Consider the following 25,743-nt stretch of genomic DNA (forward strand, 5'->3'; position numbering starts at 1 on the left):
ATGCTGACACACCCCACCCATGAACGGCTGATCACGCTTGGCTTGACCGGAATGGCCAAAGCCTTCGAGGAGCAGCGACGATCACCGGACCTCGACGCCCTGCCGTTCGAGGAGCGCATCGGGCTTCTCGTCGATCGCGAAGCCGCCGAGCGCGACACCAAACGTCTCACGACCCGTCTCAAGTTCGCCGCGCTACGCCAGAGCGCATGCGTGGAAGACGTCGATTTGCGCACGCCACGCGGCATCGACCGCAGCGTCTTCGCCAGACTCGTCGGCGGCGACTGGATCGACCGCAACGAGAACCTGCTCATCACAGGGGCAACCGGGCTCGGCAAAAGCTGGATTGCCTGCGCCCTCGGCCACAAGGCCTGCCGCGACACTCGTTCGGTCCAGTATCACCGCGTCCCGCGCCTGTTCGAGGCGCTCGCCCTGGCTCGCGGCGACGGCCGATATGGCCGGCTGCTCAAAACCATCGGCCGCGTTCAACTTCTGATCCTCGATGATTGGGGCCTGTCAGTTCTAAATCCGCCCGAACGGCGCGACCTTCTGGAGATCCTCGATGATCGCCACGGTCGCGCCTCCACCATCGTCACCAGTCAGGTCCCTGTTGAACATTGGCACGACGTTATCGGCGACCCAACCCTCGGCGACGCCATCCTGGATCGCCTCGTTCACAACGCTCACCGTCTGCAACTCTCCGGAGAAAGCATGCGAAAGCAGAACGCCCGCAATCAAACTCTTGACGCCAACTCAAACCCCTGAACCAATCACCCATGTCGGTCAAAGCCGCTGCTCACCATCGCGCGAAACAGCTGCTCACGATCGCCTGAAATCGCCGCTCACCATCAGCGAAATGCGCAGCCATCAGCATGGACGGCAAGGGCGCCTGGCGCGACAACGTGTTTGTCGAGCGGCTCTGGCGCACGGTCAAATACGAAGAAGTTTATCTCCGCGCCTACGACAGCGTGTCCGAGGCGCGAGCGTCAATTGCCAAGTATCTGGCCTTCTACAATCAGGGAGGCCCTCACTCGAGCCTTGACGGGCGCACGCCCGACGAGGCTTACTTCGGCACGCAAGCTATGGTGATGGTCGCATGACCGTCGCCGACGATTTTGTCGTCGCTCTGGTCGGGCTACGCCCTCCCGACGCAACGACAAAATCGTAAGGCCCCGCGTTCAGCATAACCCGGCAGGAATCCACTTAAACCCCCGCGGGGCGCTGTCCAAACAACCGGGGTCAGCTCTGTCCGCCGCGTCACCAAGACCATCCATCCGCCGCGAGATGAAGCGCCGCGCCGCGGTCGAGCCGGTGATCGGTCACCTCAAGGCCGAACACCGCATGAGCCGCAACCACCTCAAGGGCCGCGCCCGCGACCGAATCAACCCCGTCCTTGCCGCCGCCGGCTTCAACTTCCACCTTTTGCTGCGCTGGTTCGAACGGCTTTTGCGGCCCTGATGCAGAGGCTCCGGTGCATCATCCGCCAGCCGCACTACGCTTGAACCAGCGCGTTGCGGGAAACTTCACGGACGACATCCTACGCCGCATCAGCGCTTTACGCCACGCTCGCCAACCTCTCAGCACGCCGGCGAATAAGACGGGCTAGCTCCGGCTCCGCTCTCGTTGTGAGACACCATCATGCTCTGCGAACGGGCCGATTGCAGACCTTCAATCGGGGCGAAGTTGCACTTCAACCCCTTCAACCAGCTGCGCGCGCTATTCAGTTGAAGCCGACATCAGCCCCTTAGTCGGTTTTGCAATGCCTGCCGGTCGACGACGAGGTTGAGGAGGTTCAGATCTGCCTGCCGTCTTCCCGCGAGCCGTCTGACCAGCTCCCGGGTACCATCGACCACAAAGACACCGCAATCATAGCCGTTCCTCTGCTCGCGTATGAGGGCATCTCGCAAATCGGCTCCCACCCGCGCTGCGAGCGTTTCTGCAGGTCCGGCATTGTATGGCTCTAAGGAGTCGTAGTGATAGGCAACCGGCCTGTCGCGATCGCGGCGATCTACCAGCAGAAACGACCAATGGGAGCCGCGGTCAAGGAGGTCCGTAGCGCTCGCATCACTCACCGGCAAGAACAGGAAGTCGGCCGTATCGTTGCCATTCAGATCGTTGACAATGCGATGGAATGCGTTCAGGGCGTCGCCCTCCGTACCATGGCCCACCTGAAAGGCGATAAGAGGATCGACGAACCGGGTCCGGGCGGCGAGGTTTGGATTGCTTTGCCGCAACTCCTGCGACAGGAGCTCGTAGTCCCGCTGGATATGCGCGTCACCCAGCCATTCCCTGGCTCCGAGCACCCGTCCGCTGCGGTCGCCGGCAGAGGCACTCGCCGTCGAAGCGCCGATCCGGGCATCAGGAACCGAGGATGGGCCAGGGTGATGGATCAGTTGGGCGTCGCGGCGTCCTCGCGGCCCCAATGCGATGGAGTAGGTCTCACCGTTGATAGAGACCGGCTGGGGAGCCATTCGCGAACTCGGCAACAGCATTCTATTGTCCAGTACATCGAGCAGGAAGTCCGGCACCGCCTGTGAGCCATGCTGCCAATCCTCGCCGACGAGATATCCGATCTCCTCGAGCTCTTGCGGCTTGCCTGATGGACCGATGAAGAACGGCGGTCTGCCGGTCGGGCTGAGCACCGGCCTTGACTGGGCGTCGTCACGCATTTCCTGCGGTGTGGACGGCAGATCAGCGAAAGAAGTCAAATCGCGGTAGATGTCTGAGGACCGAGCTGGCGCGCCCTCCGGAGTTGGCCACTCGAAGCCGGACGGCACTCGTGGAGACCAGGTGAAGCTCGAGCCGGCCGGGTCCTGCCAACCGGTCGGTCCAACCGGGCCTTGCGGCGCCGGCCACTCACTTGGATCGAAGTCGGACGGCACGCGCGGGGACCAGGTCGAGCTCGACCTAGCCGGATCCTGCAAGCCGGCCTGCCCAAACGGACCTAGCAGCGGCGGCCACTCACTTTCGGACGGCGGAGTCGGCAAATCTCGCGCCCAGGTTGAGGTTGAGTTCGACCCAGCCCTCTGCTCAGGGAAGCTCACACCCAGCGCTCTGTTTGCCTCAACGAGTAGCAGATACTGCTTGAGCTTCTTGAGACCCACGCTATCAACTCTCCCTGTGGCTTCCCTGAAAGCCCGGAGGTCTGCGCCCAGCGAGCGCTGCTGCTCACTATTGCCGTTGATTCGACTCGCGATGCTCTCCCTACCCTCTGTGCGGAGCCAATCACTGAACTTGCGTCGGATCGAAGCAGTCTGTTGAATTATTTTTCTTCTCTGTTCGGAAGCTGGGTCGAGGTTTCTCAGCTCTTCGTTAGCCAGGCTCGCGATCAGGCTGGCGTCGTCGTCATAAGCACGAGGTCGTTGTCTGTGTCGCCTGGTCTCGAGACCCAGGTATTGTCGAAAGAGATTGAGTGGGGCGCCCGGCTTTGTGGCTTTCTGGTACGCCGAATGATCTGCGCTCAATGACCGCTGCTGCTCAGCATTGCCCTCGATGCGGTCCATGATGCTCGGCCTGCCCTCTCTTCGAAGCCAATCACTAAAAGAGCGTAGGCTGGACGCCTTCGTCGAAGCGTCGTGTTTCTCCTTGCGAGTCGCGTCGGATCCAAGCTTGGATAGAGCGTCCGTCAAAAAGTCATCGATGATGGAGACGTCCTCCGGATGAGCCGCCAATGTTTGGCGCCCCATCAGGCGGGGCCCGGCGCCGACAGCTTGGAGCCCGTCAGCCCCGATCCTGCGAAGATGAGACAATGCCACGCTGAGGCGATCATCATGATCGCCGCCAGCTTCGACGTACTCGTCGATGTCGACGGCGAGCGACCTTGGCTCGTTGAACGCCCGAGGAGCCAGGGGATCCTTGTTCTGCGCTCGGAGCCAACGAGCAAACCCGTTGAGCGCTATCATATTGTTCCTGATCGTATCAGGGGGAACCGTTCCAGTCCCGCGGCCTCTGGTGCCATCGGGAGCAACTCTGTAGCTTTTGACGTTTTCCACGAACTGGCCGATCATCCGCTCGTCCTCGGGGTGCATCGGTTGCGCTCGCGTACCCACCCAAGCTGGGGCGGATATGGGATTTCCAGCCTGGAAATTCTGGAGTGCATTCAAGGCTGGCCCCACATGGTGCCTGCTATTGGCGCTCGCCACCTTATTAAATTCATCTTTATAGGCTGTCAGCAGCTCAGCATTGCCAAGCAGGTCGTTCAGAGTGACGCCTTTGGGTTGGAGGAATTCGCTGAACTTTCGAAGAGCCATCACATAATTATCGATCGTCTTCGCGGTACGGTTCGCGCTGCCCAATGCCGTCTTGAACTCTTCAATCAGCTCCAGGTCTGCCTCGGACGGACGACTGCGCTTTGCAAAGTCCATGCGAAGCTCCGAGGAGACGACATCAAACGCTGGGCCGCCGGACCACTTCTCACGGTGGCTTCCTCCAAAGACTATGCTTAGTCCTGATTTGACCCGAGAGAACAGTCCACGGGGCTTGTTGTCCTTCGTCCGCGCCGTAGGTTGTTCCTCCGAGGGCGCTGCGTAGCGCATGCTGCTGAATGGCCCCTCCCGCAAGTCAGACCGGTAATTATTTGCAGCCGAACCAAGATGAGCGTGCGGAACATCGACGCTGTGACGCGCGCTGCTGAACGCATTGCTCCGCAGATTGGACCTTGGCGGCATTCGCATCGAACCACCAACGTCCGTACGCTGGATGTTTTCATGCGACCGTGCGGCTGGAGTGTCGGGGGAACTACCCCCCGAACTCTCCTCAGGAGAGCGGAGTTGCAGCTCGCCCAATTGCTGCTCGAAGCCAGCTTGATCCGCCTCTTGCCGCGCACTCTGCAGCTCCTGCAGCTCGGCGTGCCAGCGCATCCAATAGTCCGGATCGTTATAGATCGGTTCCACACCACTCTCCTACTAGATGAGACGACTCTTCAAGCCGCCTGGCAGCGACACCGGCGCGAAAAGCTAGACGTCAAGATCGCCAATTGAACAACAAGGGACCGTTATCGCGCGCGCTCCGAGCTCGTGCATTGCCGCAGAAGAGCGCCCCGGATTCCTGGGCAACAGCTGAGCTATCGCCAAACCTTAAACCAACGAAACCAAATACTCGCACGGTCCAAAAAGCCATGGTGCCGCCTCCCCCCTTCCAGGCAAGAAGGGCATGCGGCCACACCGCGATCGAAACTGGGCCGCCCCATTGCTGTTGGAAGGCGTCCGGGGTTTGAGAAGTTCCCTTGCAAACTCTCTTCGTCTTCAGTTCAATGTCCTCACATTAGCTACAACCAGCCGGCCGTGCCTGCACAATCAATACTCCAACGCACCTGCGCTCTTAGGACATTGAAGCCTCTCCTTCCGATCATGAAGCTTCACCGCATGTATGATTCGGACTGTACAACCTGACGCTACGTAGACTTCAACCCCGATCGCAGAGCCGGCTCCGGAAATGAGCTATCGCCAAATTTTGGTGACGGACGGGCCGGTCATGCGGCGGCGGTTTTGGGCTGACGGTCGGTCGGCTTGGCGATGCAGCACCTCCTCAGGGCTGAGAATGAAGGCCAGTGTCTTTGGCGCCTTTGGCGCACTGAATGATCTGGTCGAAATCCCAATCGAGGCCGAGCGTGGCGCGGTAGAGAAATCGAAGCGCCGCGACGGTCACTTGCACCGAGCGTGGCGCCAGCTTCTTCTCGTTCGTCAAATAGACCGGGTAGGCGTGCCAATCGGTCGGCAAGTCGTCGTCGGCGATCTCGTGTTCGTCTGCCCGCCGCCTGGGCCGGTTTCCGTCTTCGGCCTCGAGCGCGGACCCTTTCGGAAGGGATCGTGCGCCGGCGGCGCCGCGCCGCTCATCAAGACTGTCGGTGCGGCCCCGGGTGCACACATCGAGATCGGCGCCGCCGTCGCGATCCATGGCGTGCTGCTGCCCCGATCCCGCCTCAGCCCGTCGACGCTCAGGGACGATCGCTTTCGCCTTGGGCGGGTAATCGTCGCTCCGCCTGGCATCGCTCAGCGCATGGAGTTTTGTCGTGCGGCCGCCTCGCGAGCGGCCGATTGCTTGATTGTGCTCCCCCCTTTTCCGCCGGAGGCACACCGGTGAGCTTTAATCGAGGTCGAGTCGAGCGAAAGCGCGACGGCATCTTTGCCGGGCTTGGCCAGCGCTTCAAAGATCGCGCACCATCGTCCGCGCTTTGCCCAACGATTGAAGCGATTGTAGATCCACCGCGCACCCGATTGCAGCATTTGAATGAAGCCGCTGATAATGCGCCGATCGTCGTCCCGATCCGGTCCGGTCAGTCCCGTCGGCAGGTGAGGTTCTATCCGCGCCCACTGCTTATCATTCAACCAAAACAGGCCGCCACGCATCGCTCGTCCCCGAATCAAAATATGCGGAAGAGAATCACGTGGCGCAAATTAGGTACAGACCCTAGCATTACAGTTGCTTTTGTTGCGGGCTTCTGAATCCATGGGCAACCATGATTCGAATGTCGTGGGCGCGGGCCGCGTCGGTTGAGGCGACGCTTGCGTTGTGGGCGGCGTCGCTTCGAGAGATCAAGCAACGGATACGTCCGTTGTTCACGCAAGAGCGTGTTGCGACGAATGCAGGTCTGTTCCTGGAAGGTCTGCTCGGAGATGAGTAGCGCAAGACCGGTTGGATGCGCGCGGAGGCGGCTGGCGATCCCGGCCCATGGCGGCAGCAGGCGATTCTGGGTCGTGGAGACTGGGACGCTGATGCCCTGCGCGATATCGTGCACGACTATGTCATCGAGCATTTGGCGGATGACGATGCGGTGCTCGTGATCGACGAGACCGGTTTTCTCAAACAGGGCAAAGCGTCATGCGGAGTGGCGCGGCAATACACTGGTTCGGCAGGAAAGATCACGAACTGCCAGATCGGCGTCTTCGCTGCCTACGTTTCGCGTCATGGCCATGCGTTCATCGATCGCGCGTTGTATCTTCCGAAGGAATGGACCGACGATCCAGATCGTCTGGAAGCCACATATGTGCCTGCCGATGTCGGCTTTGCGACCAAACCAAAGCTTGCGACGAGAATGATCGCACGCGCGATAGCCGGGTCTGTACCATTCAAGTGGGTTGCCGGTGATACCGTCTACGGTGTTGGCAACATCGAACAGCAACTACGTCGGGCAGGCAAAGGCTACGTGCTTGGGGTCAGCAGCGCTCATGTGTTTCGATCCTGGGGCAAGCGACCGCCGGTCGCCGGTACGGCTGCAGACCTCGCCCGGACGCGGCGCTCATCCGACTGGAAGCGCCTGTCGGCGGGAGCCGGAACCAAAGGACCGCGGCTGCACGATTGGTGTTATCTCGAATTGGCGGATCTCGAGGCCGAGCAGTCCAACAGTGCAAATGACGGTTTGTGGACACGCGGTCTACTGATCCGTCGTCGCATTGCCGATGATGACCTCGCCTTCTTCACCACCTGGTGCCCAGCGGGAACAGCCATTGAAACGCTGGTCGCGGTCGAAGGCCATCGATGGGCGATCGAGGACAGCTTTGAAACGGCGAAAAACGAGTTCGGGCTCGATCACAACGAGAGCAGATCCTGGCATGGCTGGCACCGTCATGTGTCCTTGGTGATGCTCGCCTTCGCCATGATGGCCGCGATCCGACATCGCGCTAATCCGCCACCGCCCAAAAAAACGAAACGGCGCCCCCCGGCAAAAGCCAAAACATAACCACCCCACCACTGATCCGTTGGTCAATCCAGGAAATCCGCCGCATTGCTATCAGACTTGCGCGGAAGCGGATTCAACCCGCACACATCATCGCATGGTCCTTCTGGCGCAGAGCTCACCAGGCTGCCGCTCAACGCGCCCACTTCAAATCAAAAAAGCAACTGTAATGCTAGGCTAGGAGGATGGGCCGTCGCTCTTGACGTGCTGGACCGGCGGGAGGCGCTTGAGCTCTTCGCCATTTTCGACCAGCACCAGAACGCGTGGTGCATTCGCATCCCGCGGGAAACAGATAGGCGGCGCGGCTGGGATCCTCGTCATCCTGGATTGCACGTCGGATGTTAGGCCCCTGTCTGCGATATAGGTGGGCCAGATTGGGCCTGTATGTCGCGTGCCAGACACATCGCACAGACGGACGCCTCTTATCGACTTCTTGACCGGCGATCATCACGCCGCCGGAATGGCCAAGATTTCCTTGCTTTTGATATGTCCGTCCAGTGCCGGCGCGGATCTAGCACAACCAGTCACCGCCAACCTGCGACTCGCGGCGCGGCGAGCTGATGCGGCAAGGGCTCAGCCGCAACTCTGGCGTCCCACTCATAGCTCTAAGGTGAAGCTGCTCATGTGCTGCAGTCATCGGCACGAAGAGCCGAATTCGTCTGCAGGCGGCCCGTGGAAGGCAACGGCTGGCCAGCGTGCAAACGCACCCTCCGATCTGCACCTGCACCTTTGACTCATCATAGGCTTACTGGCCCAGGGGCCTAGAGCGCGGAGGAATGAAAATACCCACCAAAACCGATCGTTTCTGTGATCCGACACGAGGCGTACCCTAGTCCGAATCATGAGTCGCCCGGCTTTCCGTCGGGCTGCCGGGGAGCTTCGTCGATGTACACGCCGCCCTCCTTCCAAGTTGTCGATATCACCGACGTTCATCGGACGATGCGCGAGGCACGCACGGCGACACTGATCACCGCTACTCACGAAGGGCTTGTTGGAACGATGCTGCCCGTAGTACTCGACGAGCGCGAAGGCTCCATGGGCACGATTTACGCCCACGTGGCGCGTGCGAATCCGCAGTGGAAGCTGACACCGGCTGGCGAGGCGATGGCCATTTTCGCTGGGCCGGAGGCCTATGTCAGCCCTTCCTGGTACGTGACCAAGCACGAGAGAGGCGAGGCCGTACCGACGTGGAACTATGTCGCTGTGCATGCCTACGGGCCGATCGAATTCTTCGATGATGCCGATCGGCTGCGAAGGGTGGTCACGCGGCTGACCGATGTGCATGAGCGCTCGGGCAAAGACCGCTGGGCGGTGTCTGACGCCCCTGCCGATTTCGTCAAAACGGAGCTGAAGGGGATTGTCGGCCTGCGATTGCAAATTACACGGTTCGATGGCACGCGGAAGATGAGCCAGAACCGCAACGCGGCGGATCGCGCCGGCGTCATCGAGGGGTTATCAAAGAGCGACCGTGACGAAGACCGTCGTGTGGCTCACCTCATTGCGATGACGAACCCGAACGACGTATTGTGAACGACGCGGTACCACCTGCATTTCTCCATATCTCGACTGCTCTCCTTCTGCACAGCGATGCGCCGGCAGCGGAGGGTTCCTGCTCGCGGCAGGTGCTTTTCACAGAGCAGAGAAAACCATACAGGACGCCATCGCTTGCGCGTCAGCTATTGCAACCGCCAACAGCGGCGCGCGGCCCCGAGGCCAACTCCGGAGAAGAAGAGCGGTACACCGGTTGCAATCCGAGGTGCGCTTCGGGGCGCATGACAGAATGCTCTGCATTGAGATCGGATTCAAGTGGGCTGCCCCGGCTCCACGGTTATCAAAGCAAGCGGTTTCGAAACCAGTTTAGTACGGAATGTTGCGATGGGCCGAACTGATCACCCACACTGAAGATCTGCACTGCCACAGGCGACGGTTGCATGCATTAAGTTAAATCATGTCGCCCTCCCGACTCAAACAAAAGATGCTTTGGAGGGCGATTGCCGTCATTCTCTCCAACAGGTGCAGCTTTCGTCTGATTCCGCTTGACGCCCTGCAAGCCTCTGAGACTTGCAGGAAGCCCTCAAAGCGTCTTGAATCCGACGTTAGGGTCAGATTGCAGATCTTCTGACAATTCGCGACAATCTGCGCACGCTCCAACACTCCCCGATGGGCAGTAAGAAACGCGAATGTCTCAAATCCTCGAGGTCTCGCCGTTGCTTCTGTCACGATGATCGGGGCTCCCGGAGCGCCCTGCTCGATGTCGAATTCGAGCCTAAGACGTTGAAGAGACCTGTTCCGACCGATCCACGCCCTCCGGCGCAACCGGCATGCTGAACTGAAAGACAGCCCCGCGAGGATCATTGGCGCCCGCCCACATCCGGCCTCCGTGCGCCTCAATAATAGAATGGCAAATGGCCAGCCCCATGCCCATGCCTTCGGACTTGGTGGTGTAAAACGCATCGAACACGCGGTCAGCGCAGTTCGGATCGAGTCCTGGACCCGTATCCCGAAAAGTGACCACTACGTTATTCGAGTCATCTGTCCGCGCACTGATCAGTAACTCGCGATCACTTTCGTTGATCTCGCTCATGGCCTCGATGGCGTTCGTGATCAAATTGAGAATCACCTGCCGCACCTGGACGCGATCTGCCCGGACGAGCGGCAACGCCTCAGTCCGTCGCGTTTGCACCCATACATCATTTTTCGCAAGTTCCGCGCGAACTAGGCCCAGCACCTCTAAAATCAATTCGTCAATTGCGAGAAGCTCCGTTTGCATAGGAGCCTTATTCATAAGAGCGCGGATCCGGCGGATCACGTTCCCTGCTCGCATACTGTCACGGACAATCAACCCGAAGGTCTGCCGAACTTCTTCCAGATTTGGGGGTTGAGCACCGAGCCAATTTAGCCCCGCCCCCGCATTACTCCGGATCGCGGCAATCGGCTGGTTGACCTCATGGGCGATTGAGGCGGCCAGCTGTCCCATTGTCGTGATCCGATTGGCGTGTGCCAGCCCCATCAGAGTCTCGCGATACCGTCGTTCGCTTTCACGGGCTTCCGCTTCCGCTCTCTTTCGCTCTGTCAGGTCGAGGACGAAGCCAACACCTTGGTCGTCTCGCGCATCGAATACGGCGACGCCAACTAGCACCGGCACGCGGCTGCCATCCTTGCGGACATACTCTTTCTCGAACTGCTGAACCGCTCCGGTCCTTTTTGCTTCTGTTCGCGCATTCAGTGTACGCTCGTGCCATTCTGGCGGTGTCAGGTCGAGACCGTTCACTCGCCCCGCGACGAGATCCTCTCGGTCGTATCCAACCATCGTGAGAAAGCTTTGATTTGCTTCGATGATCTCGCCTCCTTCGCGAATGATGAATATTCCAATGATGTTAGCGTCAAGTAAGCGCCGGATTTTCGACTCCCGTTGCTGAACTTCGCTGTACAAGCGGCTGTTTTCCAGCGCTGTTGCAGCTTGGGACGCAAGCATTTTCAGCACCGAGTTGCGGGCAGCCGAGAATATGCGCGCGGCGAGATTATTCTCCAGATAAAGTACGCCGATCAGCTTGCCCTGCGTGATCAGTGGCAGGCAAAGAATAGAACGCGCTTTGCGCTCGCGGATATACGGATCTTCCGCAAATGAAGGCTCGGCGACAGCATCTTCGAGAATGACGTTTTCGCGGACACGCAGGACGAAATGCAGCACGGACTCGGGAAGAGCCATCGGCGTTACGGGCTGTTCATTCACCTTTACAAGCAGCGCATCCGCTACCGTTGTGGCTTCCGCCTCGATCCGTGGCTCGCCTCCATGTAGCAGAATCAACAAACCTCGTTCGGCGCCGGCCTGCTCAATGGCAGTCCGCATAAGCGTGTCGATTAGCTTTTGAAGAACAATCTCGCCGGAAATCGCCTGCGACACTTTTGTTACCGTCGCGAGATCAAGATGCTCAACCGGAGCTCCGATCCTCAGGCCATTCACGGCAGGAGCGGTCTCCTCATGGCTGAGGTGGGGATTCTGCTCGTCGAGCTGACGCACTTTGCCATCTGCCCCCCAACGAAGGTAGCCGCGCCGGGCGTCCTGCAGGTAAACCCGGGATATTCTGTCAAAACCACGCGCAGCATAAAAGCGCGCTGCAAGCTCGCAAGCGATTGCCTCGTGGTGGGCGAAACCGTTACGTGCTGCGGTCTGGATTGCGTGTTCATACAGTCGCATTGCGTGTGCATCCCGGTATTCGAGCCTTGCAATTTCAGCGCCGACCAGGGCAGTCCGATTCTCAAAATTTTCGGGGCAATTCGTCGCCCATATCTGCAGCTGTCTGTAATGGGCATCAATGATAAGCCAATGTTGCTGTTGTTCGCTTTCGCCTAGCTTGTCGCAGTAACATGAGTGAGACAGCGCACCAAAGAAGTGAAACTCCGCGATCAAGGGCTCTGTCGGCATAGTCCATAATTTGGGCTCCGCCTTGGAGCGAGCATCAACAGCCGCAGCATAATCGCCGGCTAGAAATCGCGCCTGAAGTTTGCGGATCCAGTAGACGGTTTCACTAGGTGACAGCTCCAGACTCCGAGCCAACGATCGCTCGACCTCTAGCTCGTCAAACTGTTGGTCATCCAAGCAACCGAATGAGCGCGTGAGGCCGCGCATGCTTCTAATGATTGCGAGCTGAGCGGCTACGGTATCAGCAGCAAACTGAACCTTTCTATCCCGTATCGTAGCAAAGCTTTTCTCTATCTCGTTCTGCACCTCTTTCAGGGGATCTCCGGCCATCATCATATTTGAGGTTAGATGAAGCAAGCTGTACGCCTCGTAGATGACATCGCCGCTGCTGATCGCAGCTGCGAGCGCTCGCCGAATCAAAACTCGGCCACCTCTTAGGGGCTTCGTCCACGGGATCACGTTGCACCCGAAGGCCAAATAGACGGGAGCCCGAAAGCGGGAGAACTCACCGCGATCAACCAGGTCGCAAGCAAGACGACCAAATTTGTCAGCTGCTTGGTAGTCGCCGAAGCGCCCGGCCAAGATTCGGCCCAGCCATGCGTAATGGGCGCAAGAAGCATCGGTGTTGCCGTATTCGAGGCTGATGGTGACAGCTCTGCAGATAACCAAAGCGGATAAATTGGCGTCCGTGAAACCTGCGGGCGGAAGAATGCGCGTCAAGACGGCAAGCGTGGCAAGCATGGTCTGATCTGTCATCGCAGGCAACCTAGAAAGATCCTCGATTGCCTCGGGCAGCTGTGACCACATCCGCTGATATTCGGTTAATGTTTCCTGGTCCGTCGGATGCTGCGACCACTCGATCCCGACGTCGTGAAGATATTCGAGCCCTGTGAGCACTGCCCGCCCGTGCTGGCCGAGCGCCAAGTAAAGATCGACCCGCAAGCATGCGACCGTTGCTCGCTGGGGCGCGTTCAAGGCGCGCTTCGACAGTACCGACAGGAGGCTTTCTGCAATGTCCAGCTGGCCTACCAAGAATTCGCATTCAGCCCGGCTTGTCTCCAGTGCAAACGCGAGTTCGTGGCGCCTTCCCCAAGAGTGCTCCGCGAGCAGCGCAGCACCGACGGTGAAATATGTGAGTGCCGAGGCGTAGGCAGCCGACGCCCTGGCACGCTGCCCTGCGACGAAATTCAGCTCTGCGAGCTGCTCACGCTCATGACCGGAGGCAATTAGCGCGACGCCTCGATTGAGTTGGCTGACGATGTCGAAGACAGCCTCTTCGCGTTTGTGCGCAGGAACGTGTGCCGCCAGCAACCGACCGATCCGCAGATGGGCAGGAGCGCGCGAGGATTCCGGCACCAGGAAGTAGGCCGCCTCTTGAACGCGATCATGGAGGAAGCGGTAGGCTGTTCCGTGGCGCGCGATGAGTTCCTGCCGGATCGCCGGCCACAGGGTCGCATGCACCTTCTCCTGCGAAATTTCGAGCACGATCGCAAGCTCCGCCGTCCCGGCGATGTTGCCGAAACAGGCCAGCTGTTGCAGCGCGTCCTGCGTTGCCTCAGGCAGGCGGATGAGCTTGCCGAGCATCAGATCCACGACATTCTTGGTGTACGCTTTTGCGTGAATACGCTCGAGATCCCACCGCCAGCGCGCCGACTCGTGATCGAACGTCAATAGCTGCTCTTCGGCCAGTTCAGAAAGGAATTGAATGGCGAAGAACGGATTACCCATCGTCTTCTGATGCACCAACTTTGCAAGCGGGGCAGCGCGTTTTAGTCCGCAGCGAAGGGTATCCGCGACTAACTGCGCGACATCGTCTGCAGCGAGCGGCGAGAGCGTGATCTCCTCGAAATTTACGTCGGCTCTCCTGAAGGAGTCGAGCTTGCGTTTGAGTGGATGGCCTGCATCAAGTTCGTTGCTGCGGTAAGCTCCAATCAGCAGCAGGTGCAGATCCGACTGCGTCAGGAGATCCTCGATCAAGTCGAGCGTTGCGGCATCATGCCACTGCAAATCGTCGAGGAAGAGCACCAAAGGATGGGTTCGCCGCGCGAACACGCCAATGAAGCGGCGAAGCACCAGTTGGAAACGCATTTGCGCTTGCCGGGCTGGAAGCTCAGCAACTGCGGGCTGCTCGCCAATGATCAGGCTCAGATCGGGGATCAATTCGACCATCAGTCGTCCATTCGTGCCGAGCGCCTCCAGGAGCGCTTGCCGCCAGGTGGCGAGTTCGCCCTCACTTTTGCTGAGAAGAGGACGGACAAGACTCTGAAACGTCTGCACTAGCGTCACATAAGGAACGTCGCGCTTCAGTTGGTCGAATTTGCCTGATACCAACTGCCCGCGCGAGGGCACCAGTGCTTTGTGTAGCTCCTGGACGAGCGAAGACTTACCGACACCGGAATAACCGGCGACGAGCACCAACTTCGGCGCGCCGCTCTTCACCGCGCGATCGAAAGAGGCAAGCAAAACCTCGATCTGAAGGGCTCTGCCATAGAGCTTCTCGGGGATGAGCAGCCGATCAGGTGTGTCGTCTGTGCCGAGCTCAAACGGGTCGATGCGAGCGTGGTTGGCCCATGCTGCGAGACAGTGTTGCAGATCGTGCTCAAGGCCAGCGGCAGTCTGGTAGCGTTCCTCGGCGGTTTTCGCGAGGAGTTTCATCACAATCTGAGATATCGGCTCCGGGAGGGTTTGCGACTTCTCGACGGGCGGTGTTGCTTTTCTTGCAATATGACAATGGATCCACTCCGAGGGATCTGAGCCCGTGAACGGCAGCGCGCCCGTCAGCATCTGGTAGAATGTCACGCCAAGTGAATAGAGATCACTGCGACAATCGACCGAGCGATTCATTCGTCCGGTCTGTTCGGGCGCCATGTAGGGCAGCGAGCCGGCGATGAACTCGGCAGGCTCAGGCGGCACGCGCTCGCGGGACAGACGGGAAGCCAGACCAAACCCAGTGAGTCGCACCTGTTCGTCAGGACAATTGACCAGAATGTGAGCGGGTTTCAGCTCCTTGTGGACCAAGCCGTGCCGGTGAAGCTTGCCCACGGCCCTCGCGATACCCACAGCGAGGCGTAGGAAGCGCTTGGGCTCCATACGGATCCCGAGTAAATTTAGCAGTGGCTCGCCGCATGGATCCTCCAGGACCAGCATAGTCCGACCGGCTTCCCGGATGAGTTCCAACGGCCGCACCGCCCATCCCTCGTCTAGCTCCTCCCTCAGCCCGTACTCATGGGCGAGGCGGTCGAGCGTCGCTGGGTGTTCCGCGATGGGCCGCACGACAAGCACGACAGCCCTGCTGCCGTGGATTTGCCGGTGCCACCCACGGCAGAACGCGCGATCACCGTCCTCCCACAGGAGCTGGATGTCACTGTCGATACTTGAGCCGAACAGAGTTCGGCTGAGGTCCCGCGGCATTTGCCCGCCCGATCAATAAGGACTGAGCCGGAAGCTGACACATATCGGGCGAGCTTGTGAAGAGACTTCGCAAAGGGGCCGGAGTACCGATTAAGGCCGCCAAAGAGTGGACGGCGGCACGCCGAGATGCGACTTACAGACCCAATACGTGGCCCAAGCGTGTCGATCCAGCCCAATCCTGCGCGCCGGCCGAGCCTGCACAGAATCGGCGGCGGCGCTCTCGCTAGCGCAGTGTGTCGGCGAAGGATTGTATTCGATGGAGTGGGCTCGTGGCCCGTTACCCGACCATGGCGCACTGCCCGACGTGCAGCAGGGCCCAGATCGCTGCTTCGGTTCTAAGACCCGAGGAGAAGCAAGATGCTCGCTCGAGTCGCTGAACATAAACGCCGCAAGGGCGCTCAGGCTAGAAATCCCGGCGACACGAGCGGTGCTGTTTTCGAGATCGACGTTCACTCCTGGCTCCATTGTTGGAATGCGCCATGCAGTCATCGACTCTGAACCACAGCATCAAGGGCAGATCTGAAAGCCAAGTGTGAGCGAAACCGCGCCCATAACTATTCTCTTCATTCCTCCAATGATGGAGCAACTGACCCGCGACAAAGGCACCCCTGATGCTCACCGAACGCCCGTATAGGCCCTCGCTGATCGGAATGCCGCTCGCTGCCGTTCGCCGCAGGGCAATTGCCGGCCGTTGCGAAGCCGATGACCGAGAGAGTTCTCGCTGCTTGAACCGCTGTTCAAGCAAGGCGTAGGCTACCCCAAAACCGGTGAAGAGAATTGGAATTAGAATAAAGTACAGCGGAACGCCTTCTTTGCCAATTCGATAGATCTGCGCCGGCATCGTACAAACTGACGCTACGAATGACCAAGCCCCCCTTCCTGGCCGGCACGAAGTAGCGGGGAGTCACGACCTACTCTGCCTTGCTGAGCGAGCCCAGCTTTGCCACGCTGGTTGCTTCATTGGAGGCAGCATCACCACGGATGTACTGGCGATGTGGGGCGAACCCGACGCACTTTCTTCTCGACGGAGTGCGTCGGCTCGCCTTTAATGCTTCTGCCTGGCCCTGGGCCCTTAGCGGATCGATGAGCTACTGGCAGGTCTAACAACACCTTCAGGTTGACCCCTCGGGGCGCGTTTTGTCCTTCCTATGTAGGTCAAGAGCGAACCTTCAAGGTGCCGGGCACGGACCTCTGATGTCCGCAAATTCTGGTGGAAGAATCATTCTTTCGCTGGATCAGCGGTTGTTTGGCTGGTGCAGGAGAGCAAATGCAACTGCCTTTTGGCGAACCGGTCCGCAGCTGGACACCGAATGGAGTGTGTCCCGCCTCTCCTTCAGATTACGCCGCCTCATGTTGGGGTGCGAGGCTCGTGAAAGAACAACGCCACGAACGCACGTGAGCGCCCCTGCAGCAGCTCGAATTCGAGCAACTTTCCTACAAACATGACGGAAAGGACTTGAATCGCACCTTGCGTCAGGTTGTACGAAATCGGTGCAAGGTGCTTTCCTCACACAGAGCAACTCACAGGCGCTCCGACGACGGAAAAGAAGAGTTCATGTTGCTGATGCCGCTGCTACTCGCTCTGATGTCTATTTTCCTTAGCATGGGTGCGATAGTCTACTCCGCTTGCCGATCTCAACGCCGGCGGGATCGGCGCATGCACAGGCACAATCGGGCCGATTCGCTCAGCTCGCGCCCCCGCGTGCAACTACCAAGGCGACGGGCATTCTGATCGTTCAGCCGCATAATCAGCCGTCCGCTGCAGTCTCACTCGCGAAGGCCAGGCGACACGCGCCGCCGCTAAAGCGAGCGCCTCAAGTTCTGGATTCGGTGCTTCTCGATCGGCTGCTGATCGTTTGATCGGCGCCTTGGGAGCCAATCCAACGCGACGGCGGACAGACTCCAAAGGCAGTTCTCGACCAGTCGGGCGGTTTTTGCTACACTTTCCTGTCTGCGTCACGCTGGCGCGAATGGCTGACCGGTCACATACCTTGAAAATTTCAAAGATTTGCACTGCGCGAACGTCCTCAAAAGCCTATGCGATCAATCGAAGGTGGTCGTGAGGCAATAAGTCTACTGTAAATCGTATAAGTGAGGCTCTTATCGTGACCAAGCGCTCTGAACCCCGGAAGGAAGCCCCAAATGTCGTCGGGCCTGAGGTGAGGCCGAGCGTCTTCGTCGTCGACGATGACCTCTCAATGCGCGAATCGCTGGTCAACCTATTTCGTTCGATCGGTCTAGATGTCGTTGCTTACGGATCCGCCCGGGAAATGCTCCAGAGCGAGCTCCCTGATGTTCCTAGCTGCCTTGTGCTTGACATCAGGCTGCCTGGATTGAGCGGCCTTGAGCTCCAGAATGAGTTAGCCAAACAGAAGATTCACATTCCCATCATTTTCATCACCGCTCATGGCGATATTCCGATGACCGTCAAAGCCATGAAGAGTGGAGCAATCGATTTTCTCAGCAAGCCGTTTCGCGATCAGGAACTACTCGATGGCGTAGTCGCAGCTATCGAACAGGATCGGAAGAGACGAGGTGTAGACAAGGTGGTCAGCAGGCTCCAGTCCTTGTTTGAGGCCCTAAGTCCACGAGAGCAGGATGTGTTGAAACTGGTCGCCGCCGGGCTATTGAACAAACAGGTAGCCGCGGAACTCGGGCTCGCCGAGATTACAGTCAAAATCTATCGCGGCCACGTGATGAAGAAGATGGGAGCTCGATCGCTAGCCGATTTGATCAGGATGGCTGAGAGGCTGGGAATTGGGACTGAGCGTTTCACGGTACAAACCTAAGTATGATTTTACAATTTCGTCGTACACGCGCACCCTTCTGCTGGCCGTCATGCGTCGGCCAGCGCCTTCGCCCAACCAAGAACAGGTCGTCTTGTCTAGGTATTCAACTGTTTCCGTTATTGACGACGATCCTGCGATTCGTGCCGCACTGAACAATCTTTTGAAATCGCAGGGCCACATCGTTCATACGTTTGCATCGGCTGAGGAATTCTTGCGGTCGTCTCAATTGAACCACACGTCCTGTGTCATTGCAGACGTGCAGATGCCCATGATGAGCGGCTTTGAACTTTTGGAAAAGATGCGAGCCCAGGGCCACGCTGCACCGTTCATCTTGATGACTGCCTTCGCAGATGATCGCACGCGAGCTCGCGCGTTGAGCGCGGGCGTAGCCGGTTTTTTTGCCAAGCCGTTTGCTGACCTGGAGTTGAGCGCCTGCCTCGATGCAGCGCTTCGCGAGCAGGGTGGAACGAACGCGTGAAAGATGGGGAAGCAGTCTGGACCAAGCGCACTCGCGCGGCGCTTACGATGTCGATCAATGCGCGACTGCCCGTGCTTACCGCGTGCCAGTGGACCATCGCCTTTCTTGCCGCATTCCTGTCGTTGTTGTTGCACTTTCGGCATCTGGTTGAAGCACTTGCAACGTCGGGCTCCTGACAAGGCGCCTTTGGTATGATCGCGCAATCAGAGGACGCGAGGCCCTCATCGGTTTAACGAGCGCCCTACCTTCACTCCTAAGATCCTTGCTGAGCTTAGCGCGAAGTGCCACGGCAGCGGCTTGCCGGCAGGACGTCGTTAGAACAAAGAATTCACCTGAAACTTGTGCCACCGCTCCAGACAAATCTGGCACCGAGTTTGCGGGAGCAGGACGGGACGATCGCGTCCAAAATCCCGCAGTCTGTCGAGGCGATCGCTTCGGAATTCACAGGAAACCCAAAGGCCGCATTTTCGATGTTGAGCTTTCGAAGGATCGAGCGGTGTACGCCAAACTCGCCAATTTGCGTTCGCTCCCAGCAACCCTTCGGCGGGCCGAAGCACCCGAACCTACGCAATCGGGTTGCAGGGCAACACAAATGCCACTGGTCGAAGCAATTTCAAGCCACGCCTTTGCTGCCGAACGCATCCACGCCACCACTCTCCGCGCCGATCCCGGCCAAACGCAAGGCCCAAAGCGGCGGCTCTGGACGAGCGATAAGCCCGCGCACCGGGCCAGATCCGCGGCGGCCCTGTCCCTTCTACTCGCCGGGACCCTGAGCGTGAGCATCCAACACACGCCTCCGGCTGGCGGGCTCCGCGGTCGCCGGGAGCGCATCGGCCCTCTGGTCGCGATGAACTTTCTCGGCCCACATACTTCCCCGCTTCCAAGCTAACCGCGCTGTATGCGCAAATTCTTCGATCGCGCGCGACTAAGCAAACCTGCCCGCGAAAGACGACTTAGCCGGGGCCCTCGCTGGATGGGGACAAAACTACTAGACATAGTAGCTTTGTTCCGCCTGGTTCTCGGGTAAGCCGTTGGAGCTGATTTTCAGACGCCCTACGCAGAGCCCAAAGGACGACGAGAGGCGCCGGAACCGTGCGCTCATGATCCGCCAATCCTGTACAATGTTGGCCGCGCGCTTGTTCGTCGGGCAGATTTTCTTGTCGAGGAGACGACGACATGGTTGGAGGACACGAGCCGCACAGAATGAAGACAGTCGAAATGCTAGAGTCTAACGTGCGCTCGTACTCACGTTCCTTTCCTGCTGTGTTCAGCAGGGCGCGCGGCTCGATTATGTTCGCAGAGGATGGCCGAAAGGTCATTGACTTTCTGTCCGGCGCTGGAGCGCTAAATTATGGCCACAACAATCAGGAGATCAAAGCGGCAATCAGCGAGTATCTGGACTCGGACGGCGTCGTCCACGGCTTGGACATGGCCACTCCAGCTAAGGTCGAATTTATGGAGACCTTTAGCTCTGTCATTCTTCGTGAACGGAATCTTTCCTACCGCTTTCAATTTACAGGGCCTACGGGAGCTAACGCTGTTGAAGCAGCTCTAAAGCTCTCGCGTAAGATCACAGGACGTCACAACGTCATTTCTTTCACGAATGGATATCACGGTCAAAGCTTGGGAGCCATAGCCGCGAGCGGTAACCGCTTTTACCGCAAAGCCAGCAGCATTCCCTTATCCGGCACAACGTTCATGCCCTATGATGGGTATCTTGGCTCCGCTCACAGTCCGGCGGATTACGTGCGAAAGGTATTAATGGATGAGAGCAGTGGCACTGATCTTCCAGCCGCCATTCTCGTCGAAACCGTGCAAGGAGAGGGAGGCATTAACGTCGCCGGTAAGGAATGGTTGCAGTCAATTGAGGCTTTGGCAAAAGAGGTCGGAGCTATTTTCGTAGTTGACGATATCCAAATGGGCTGTGGCCGTACAGGCGAGTTCTTCAGTTTCGAGTTCGCCGCGTTGTCGCCAGACATTGTTGTAATGTCGAAATCGCTGAGTGGGTACGGTTTGCCACTATCGATGCTCCTGATCAAAGAAGCGATTGACGCATGGGAACCAGGCGAGCACACGGGGACGTTTCGAGGAAACAACCTTGCACTCGTTTCTGGCAAAGCGGCTTTGAATCTGTATTGGCGCAACCAGACGCTCTCGCAACAGGTCCGACGCTTGGGCGCATTTATGCGGCGTAGACTCGATGCTATCGCGCACCAGCACGGAAACAAGTTTGCTGTTCGTGGACGGGGCTTGGTATGTGGATTCGATTGCAAAACGACCGAAATCGCAGAGGCAACGTCACATAGAGCTTTTAAAAAGGGATTGATTATCGAGCGATGCGGACCGACCGATCAGGTTGTCAAGTTCTTGCCTGCACTTACGATCGATCAAGAAACGTTGGGACAAGGCCTAGATATATTTGAGGAGTCATTGACCGAAACATTGAATTCAGCCCGAGCAAGCTAAACTTGTAGGCACACGAGAGAAACTGTTGCTACCGACAGCATCGCCGCACAAGTCACTGGCGTGAGCCCTTGCTTGCCGCCGAAATGGTCAGGAGTTTTGAAGCGATGATCATGAAGGTGACGTCTGAAGGCCAAGGCTATTCGAGATCGGCCGAGTCGGCTTATCCGCGGAGAGCGCCTGCTGCCCTCCTCGGTCCACAACGTGAGTGCGAGCAGCACCTTTGACCATAGAACCTCGCCCTCGCGAGCGACTCTGGTCGGGGTGGCTTATTTAAGTTTTCCAGTCTGAGGTCGGCCGAAGGTCAGCTCGTTGTGCGGAATGGAGTCCAATGTTGTGTATGGCTTCTTGGTGGCCAGATGCCAGCCGCACGAGCGCGGACTTTGTTAGGACCGTAGATTGAGCAGCAGCGATCCAGCCCGAGCCGTTTACAGCATAGGCGCAGCAGCAATCATCCCGCGGCCGGCTTTGCGACGAAAGCCGTCAAGGAACGCGCGGTGGGGATGTCCCGGGTTCTGTTGAATTTCTGAAGAGGTCGGGGTTGCCGTTGAGCCGGTAGGCTCGGCGTGCTGATTCCCCAAAGGAGAGCGACGTGATGACGAGAGATATCACACCGGCTGGTTGGCCGGCGACCGGGCTGTGGACGAAGCGTTTGCGAAAGTGCAGGCGAGCTTTGACCGGTTCTGCCTTCCGGCAGGGATCGAGGCGCTCGGCACGATGACGGAGGCGGATGTGACGGCGGCCTGCGAACGGGTTAGGGCGTGAACGCCCGCGAGGTCACGATTCCGTCCTGGGACAATGGCGGCGCAGGAGCACTGGCTCGCTCGCTGGGCGATGGACTTGATGCTGATCAATGTGTTGACGCGCCGGTTCGCCCGCGCTGTCCGGCTGCCGGAGGGTGACGTGCAGGCATCGGCCGGATCGGGGGGTGTCAAAGTCGGCTGCCTCGCGGAGGTTCGTAGCGCTGCCGACGGCGCGGCTGGCCGACTTCATGGCGGCCGATCTGTCGGCGCTCGACCTTCTGGTGGTCCAAATCGACGGGCTGCATCTCGGCGACGATCTTGTGCTGGCCACCGCGATCGGGGTCGACGGCGAAGTCAAAAAGCATCCGTGGCGCTGGTGGAAGGGGCGACCGGATTGCCGCAACGTTTCAGGCCCTACTGGACGATCTGGTTTCGCGCGGGCGCGACCCGGCGGTGCCAAGACTGTTGAGCGTTGTCGAAGGCGATCTGCCGCACCTTCGGTTCGGTCGCCACGACCCAGCGCTGCCAGATCTACAAGGTGCGCAAACATCATGGAACGCCTGCCGAAAGAGCATCATGCGGCCACCCGTCGGGTGCTGCGCCAACCTGGGAGCTCGATGACGCCGAAATGGCTGAAGAATTGATCCGCAATGTCGCGCGTCGAGTCGATCGGCATGGCTCGGCGTAGCTGTGAGCATCCTCGCGGGCCTCGACGAAATCCTGACTGTCGTCCGGTTGAAGTTGCCGAAGGAGCTTCGTTCATCGCTTGCCTGTACAACATCACCGAGAACATGATGCGCACCATTCGCGGTGTCACGCGCAACATCAAACGCGGGCGGGATGGCCCTGCGACGGGTCACGGCTGGCGCTCGAGGTCAACAAGGGCGTCGGACGATTGAAGGCGCATAAGCAATGATCGGTTCTGCGTGCGGCCACGATCGCAGGACGATCAAGCCCGTTGCCCACGTCACGACGGCCGCGTGGCATTCATTCCGGCAGCGTCGGCCCGGTTGAACAGCCATCGGGAGATCGCCGGCGCTGTTCACGGCGTCAGCTACGCTAACCGAGCCAGCATCTCAATCAGAAAGGGTCGGTCCTCGGCTTTTGCCCCAGTCTGCAGAGCACCGCTCTCCGTGTGCGCGCGTAGCACACTGCCGCAACCCCAATGTTGGCGTGCCCGAGTTCAGCATCAGAAGCGCCTATTGGCGTGAGCGCCTCGGCGGCAACCGAAGGTGACGGCCAAATGTCAAGTATGCTGGGCGGACGGAAGAAGCCCGACGCATCTGCCGGGTCTGAAATGCGTCGGGCTGAGTGGGAGACTGAGTGCGACAGTCTTCCTCCCAGAACCTGCCTCAGCAAATAGTATGCCGCGCCCGTACTGCTACATCACTACCTTGACCTAGATATCTGTTCTGCCGCGAAGTTCCTTGAGGCATTCAGAGAGGCTCGGCCCACAGCTCGTTCTTGAAGGCTAAAACAAGCTGAGCTTACTCCCTTCCAAAAAGTCCCGCCATCACCTTTCGTTTGGATCAAAAATGAGGCAGAAGAACCGAACAACGGGCCGCCGGCTCATCAACAACAGATAGCTAGATGTTTCATACATTGCTACGCGTGACTGGAACGATCGCCCCGAGCTCGCGCACGACAGAGGCTAACGATCGAGATCTGAGCTTAGACTTCGCGAAAGGTGCGCTCATTGTTTTGGTGATCGTTGGGCACCTGATCCAGTATGTCATCTACCGAGACGACGGGTTTTGGTATTCGCCGTACTACAAATCGATCTATATGTTTCACATGCCACTCTTTATGGCGATAAGCGGATATCTTTCTTCTCGATCGCTGCTGCAAAAGTCGTTCACTCGAGCCGCCAGCGACCGTGCGAAGCAGCTCTTGCTGCCGATGCTGTTTTGGTGGACGTTCATGGAGACCGTTAAGCTGGCGGCATTGTGGCGCGCGACCAGCATAACGAGCGGACTTTTGGGATTTTTAGACGATTTCGCTGGCACCTACTGGTTCATCTGGGCCACGTTTGTTTCCTACCTTCTCATCAAGATTTCTAGCAGGCTCGACCAGCGATCGTGGGTCATATCTGGCGTAGCCATACTGGTCGCACTCGCGCCTCTGACATTCTCCATATCACCCCTGATCAGATTCACTTACCCATTCTTCTGCTTCGGCTTCTTGCTTGCTCAATCGAGAGAACGATGGACGAGTACATGGCGACGTCACAAGCCGCTCCTGGTCTTATTTCTCTCGATAGTCACTTGCGTATGCTTTCTAGCGTGGGGCAAGGACACCTATGTCTACAATAATCTTGGGGTAATTCACGATCTTCGGTCGGCTAAAGACGTGCTTCTGATGTTTGTTGGCTCTGCAGCTGCCTCAGCAATCGTTATCGAACTCCTGCTGCAATGCTGGAGCCTTGGCCATTCAAATCGGATGGCCCGCTTTATCGCTGTGGAGTTGGGCCAGACCACGCTGCTGCTCTACCTGGTCCAGGGTACCGTGTTCCGTCTCATGGATTTCGTACAATTCGGAGAACTTTGGGATCTCACGACCCGGTTGATCATCGCGGGTCTGCTCGGTGCCTCGATTATTGCGATCGCGCTAATGGTGCGCTCGATTGTTCGCGGCGTTCCATATCTATCTCAGCTCGTCGTTGGAATGCCGCCACGCTCAGGTCTCCCGCAGGCCAAACCTGCAATAAACTAGCTGTATTGCATTTAATTGTTTGAGTACGGCAGGGTATTGCGATGGCATCGACTTGTGACGCCCGGAACAGCGTTCGACGGCGACGGCGTGCCGCCCGTCGAGCCGGTGATCGGCATAAGAGCAACCCCATCGAAGCGTGTATTGCTCAGGTTTGTATGGCACCGGCGAACTCAGCCCATTGCGTCCGTCTGTTCAATCGAGAGTCGTGAGATGAGCTTCGCTGTACCAGTCCTCTAGCCGCCGGGTTTCGACCCAGATCTGGCGATCGAACGTAATCCAATCACACTCGGCGAAATGTTTCTTCGAGTGCCGTACTGAATCCGAGACGTCCCAGTCGTTCGAATCTCCGTCTCGGCCCGCAGTTGCCCATGCACTACCTTGACTTGGAAGGCGTCCAGTTTACGATCGAGTCGCGCAAACCGTCCGGAAGACGACATGACTCCTGCGACGCGGGGAATGCTGCGTTAAGGACATCAGCTGCCCAGCGCGAGAGGCCCTCCTGCAGCAGCTGACGGTCCTCTACATAGCCTGCGTCTGTGCCAAGCTGCAGGAAATCTCTAGCGTTGCGTATCGTGTCCTCGGGACTGATATGAAAGCTGAGAAACGGCATGTCAGCTACAAGCAGGGCGCGAGGCCTTGTTCGCGCGACCGCCTCCAAGTGGTGATTCATCATCCCATGCTGACGGGTAAAGTGTCATCACACCCAAGGCATACATTGCCGACGCTATCGCCGACAAGAATGACGTCGACGACAGGATCGGCGATACATGCCGTCACCGCATCATAACCCGTGGTCATGACGATGGTGTGCCTTTCCTCCTTGCATCATTGCAGAACTGGAATCGTGACGCGTTCAACTGACAGCTGCGAAATGTGGCTCTGTTCGATCTGATCCGGCCTCCGCATGTCTCTGGAAACGGCCTTCCTTGGAACCCACATTGCAGATGCGAGGTCACAATCGCCCATTTCGAAAGTCTATGGCAAGGCTCTCTCAAGTCGTTCGGGAAGCCGACGACAGCTCAGGATCCTTCATCTTGCGCTACCGCGCGCGT

9 protein-coding genes and 6 pseudogenes are annotated in these 25,743 nt (G+C 58.5%); 10 read left to right on the forward strand and 5 right to left on the reverse strand.

The genetic code is table 11. From position 1 onward, the window contains the following. From istB to IVB54_RS31540, 3 genes and pseudogenes are all read left to right on the forward strand, one after another. The gene (istB, locus tag IVB54_RS31530) at positions 1-762 is read left to right on the forward strand and encodes an IS21-like element helper ATPase IstB (RefSeq protein WP_247356441.1); all 762 of its coding nucleotides are present in this window, start codon (positions 1-3) and stop codon (positions 760-762) included. Between the two features lie 101 nt (positions 763-863). Beyond that, positions 864-1,097, forward strand: a pseudogene (locus IVB54_RS31535) (integrase core domain-containing protein); the annotation flags it as partial. Positions 1,098-1,244: 147 nt separating this feature from the next. Then, positions 1,245-1,455 (forward strand): annotated as a pseudogene (locus tag IVB54_RS31540) (transposase); the annotation flags it as partial. Between the two features lie 278 nt (positions 1,456-1,733). Here IVB54_RS31540 and IVB54_RS31545 read toward each other — a convergent pair. The 3 genes and pseudogenes from IVB54_RS31545 to IVB54_RS31555 all read right to left on the reverse strand — a co-directional run. Continuing rightward, positions 1,734-4,361, reverse strand: a complete 2,628-nt coding sequence (locus tag IVB54_RS31545; RefSeq protein ID WP_247777531.1) for a Ulp1 family isopeptidase — start codon at positions 4,359-4,361, stop codon at positions 1,734-1,736. 1,162 nt (positions 4,362-5,523) lie between these two features. Further along, complete coding sequence (locus IVB54_RS31550; protein WP_026233973.1) at positions 5,524-5,892, reverse strand: hypothetical protein; 369 nt, start codon at positions 5,890-5,892, stop codon at positions 5,524-5,526. Positions 5,893-5,982: 90 nt separating this feature from the next. Continuing rightward, a pseudogene (locus IVB54_RS31555) lies at positions 5,983-6,365 on the reverse strand (transposase); the annotation flags it as partial. A gap of 89 nt (positions 6,366-6,454) precedes the next feature. Between IVB54_RS31555 and IVB54_RS31560 the strand changes: the two are divergent. Both IVB54_RS31560 and IVB54_RS31565 read left to right on the forward strand, forming a co-directional pair. Next, positions 6,455-7,675: pseudogene (locus IVB54_RS31560) on the forward strand (IS701 family transposase). 882 nt (positions 7,676-8,557) lie between these two features. Continuing rightward, complete coding sequence (locus tag IVB54_RS31565; protein WP_018455512.1) at positions 8,558-9,202, forward strand: FMN-binding negative transcriptional regulator; 645 nt, start codon at positions 8,558-8,560, stop codon at positions 9,200-9,202. 736 nt (positions 9,203-9,938) lie between these two features. Here IVB54_RS31565 and IVB54_RS31570 read toward each other — a convergent pair. Beyond that, on the reverse strand, positions 9,939-15,506 hold the full coding sequence (locus IVB54_RS31570) for a trifunctional serine/threonine-protein kinase/ATP-binding protein/sensor histidine kinase (RefSeq protein WP_018455510.1): 5,568 nt from the start codon (positions 15,504-15,506) through the stop codon (positions 9,939-9,941). Between the two features lie 2,159 nt (positions 15,507-17,665). On the opposite strand from IVB54_RS31570, the gene IVB54_RS31575 reads away from it, so the two are divergent. The 5 genes and pseudogenes from IVB54_RS31575 (at position 17,666) to nolL (ending at position 24,691) form a co-directional block, all read left to right on the forward strand. Further along, on the forward strand, positions 17,666-18,295 hold the full coding sequence (locus IVB54_RS31575; protein WP_051112989.1) for a response regulator transcription factor: 630 nt from the start codon (positions 17,666-17,668) through the stop codon (positions 18,293-18,295). A gap of 49 nt (positions 18,296-18,344) precedes the next feature. After that, positions 18,345-18,773 carry a response regulator gene (locus IVB54_RS31580; protein WP_051112988.1) on the forward strand — a complete coding sequence of 143 codons (429 nt, stop codon included), beginning with the start codon at positions 18,345-18,347 and terminating at the stop codon, positions 18,771-18,773. 1,203 nt (positions 18,774-19,976) lie between these two features. Beyond that, entirely contained in the window at positions 19,977-21,239 is a 1,263-nt protein-coding gene (ectB, locus tag IVB54_RS31585) for a diaminobutyrate--2-oxoglutarate transaminase (protein ID WP_018455506.1), read from the forward strand. A gap of 592 nt (positions 21,240-21,831) precedes the next feature. Then, a pseudogene (locus IVB54_RS31590) lies at positions 21,832-22,993 on the forward strand (transposase). A 576-nt stretch (positions 22,994-23,569) separates the two neighbouring features. After that, positions 23,570-24,691, forward strand: a complete 1,122-nt coding sequence (gene nolL / locus IVB54_RS31595; protein WP_247776604.1) for a nodulation factor fucose acetyltransferase NolL — start codon at positions 23,570-23,572, stop codon at positions 24,689-24,691. Positions 24,692-25,229: 538 nt separating this feature from the next. Here nolL and IVB54_RS31600 read toward each other — a convergent pair. Continuing rightward, a pseudogene (locus IVB54_RS31600) lies at positions 25,230-25,597 on the reverse strand (3-methyl-2-oxobutanoate hydroxymethyltransferase); the annotation flags it as partial. Between the last annotated feature and the right edge of the window lie 146 nt (positions 25,598-25,743).

It is taken from the genome of Bradyrhizobium sp. CW1, assembly GCF_023100665.1.
In the GTDB taxonomy this organism is placed as follows: Bacteria; Pseudomonadota; Alphaproteobacteria; order Rhizobiales; family Xanthobacteraceae; genus Bradyrhizobium; species Bradyrhizobium canariense_D.

Excerpts from the sequence above, each read along its gene's own strand:
- istB (WP_247356441.1), top strand. The coding sequence starts at position 1 with ATGCTGACACACCCCACCCATGAACGGCTGATCACGCTTGGCTTGACC.
- IVB54_RS31545 (WP_247777531.1), bottom strand. The coding sequence starts at position 4,361 with ATGGACTTTGCAAAGCGCAGTCGTCCGTCCGAGGCAGACCTGGAGCTG.
- IVB54_RS31550 (WP_026233973.1), bottom strand. The coding sequence starts at position 5,892 with ATGGATCGCGACGGCGGCGCCGATCTCGATGTGTGCACCCGGGGCCGC.
- IVB54_RS31565 (WP_018455512.1), top strand. The coding sequence starts at position 8,558 with ATGTACACGCCGCCCTCCTTCCAAGTTGTCGATATCACCGACGTTCAT.
- IVB54_RS31570 (WP_018455510.1), bottom strand. The coding sequence starts at position 15,506 with ATGCCGCGGGACCTCAGCCGAACTCTGTTCGGCTCAAGTATCGACAGT.
- IVB54_RS31580 (WP_051112988.1), top strand. The coding sequence starts at position 18,345 with ATGCGTCGGCCAGCGCCTTCGCCCAACCAAGAACAGGTCGTCTTGTCT.
- ectB (WP_018455506.1), top strand. The coding sequence starts at position 19,977 with ATGAAGACAGTCGAAATGCTAGAGTCTAACGTGCGCTCGTACTCACGT.
- nolL (WP_247776604.1), top strand. The coding sequence starts at position 23,570 with ATGTTTCATACATTGCTACGCGTGACTGGAACGATCGCCCCGAGCTCG.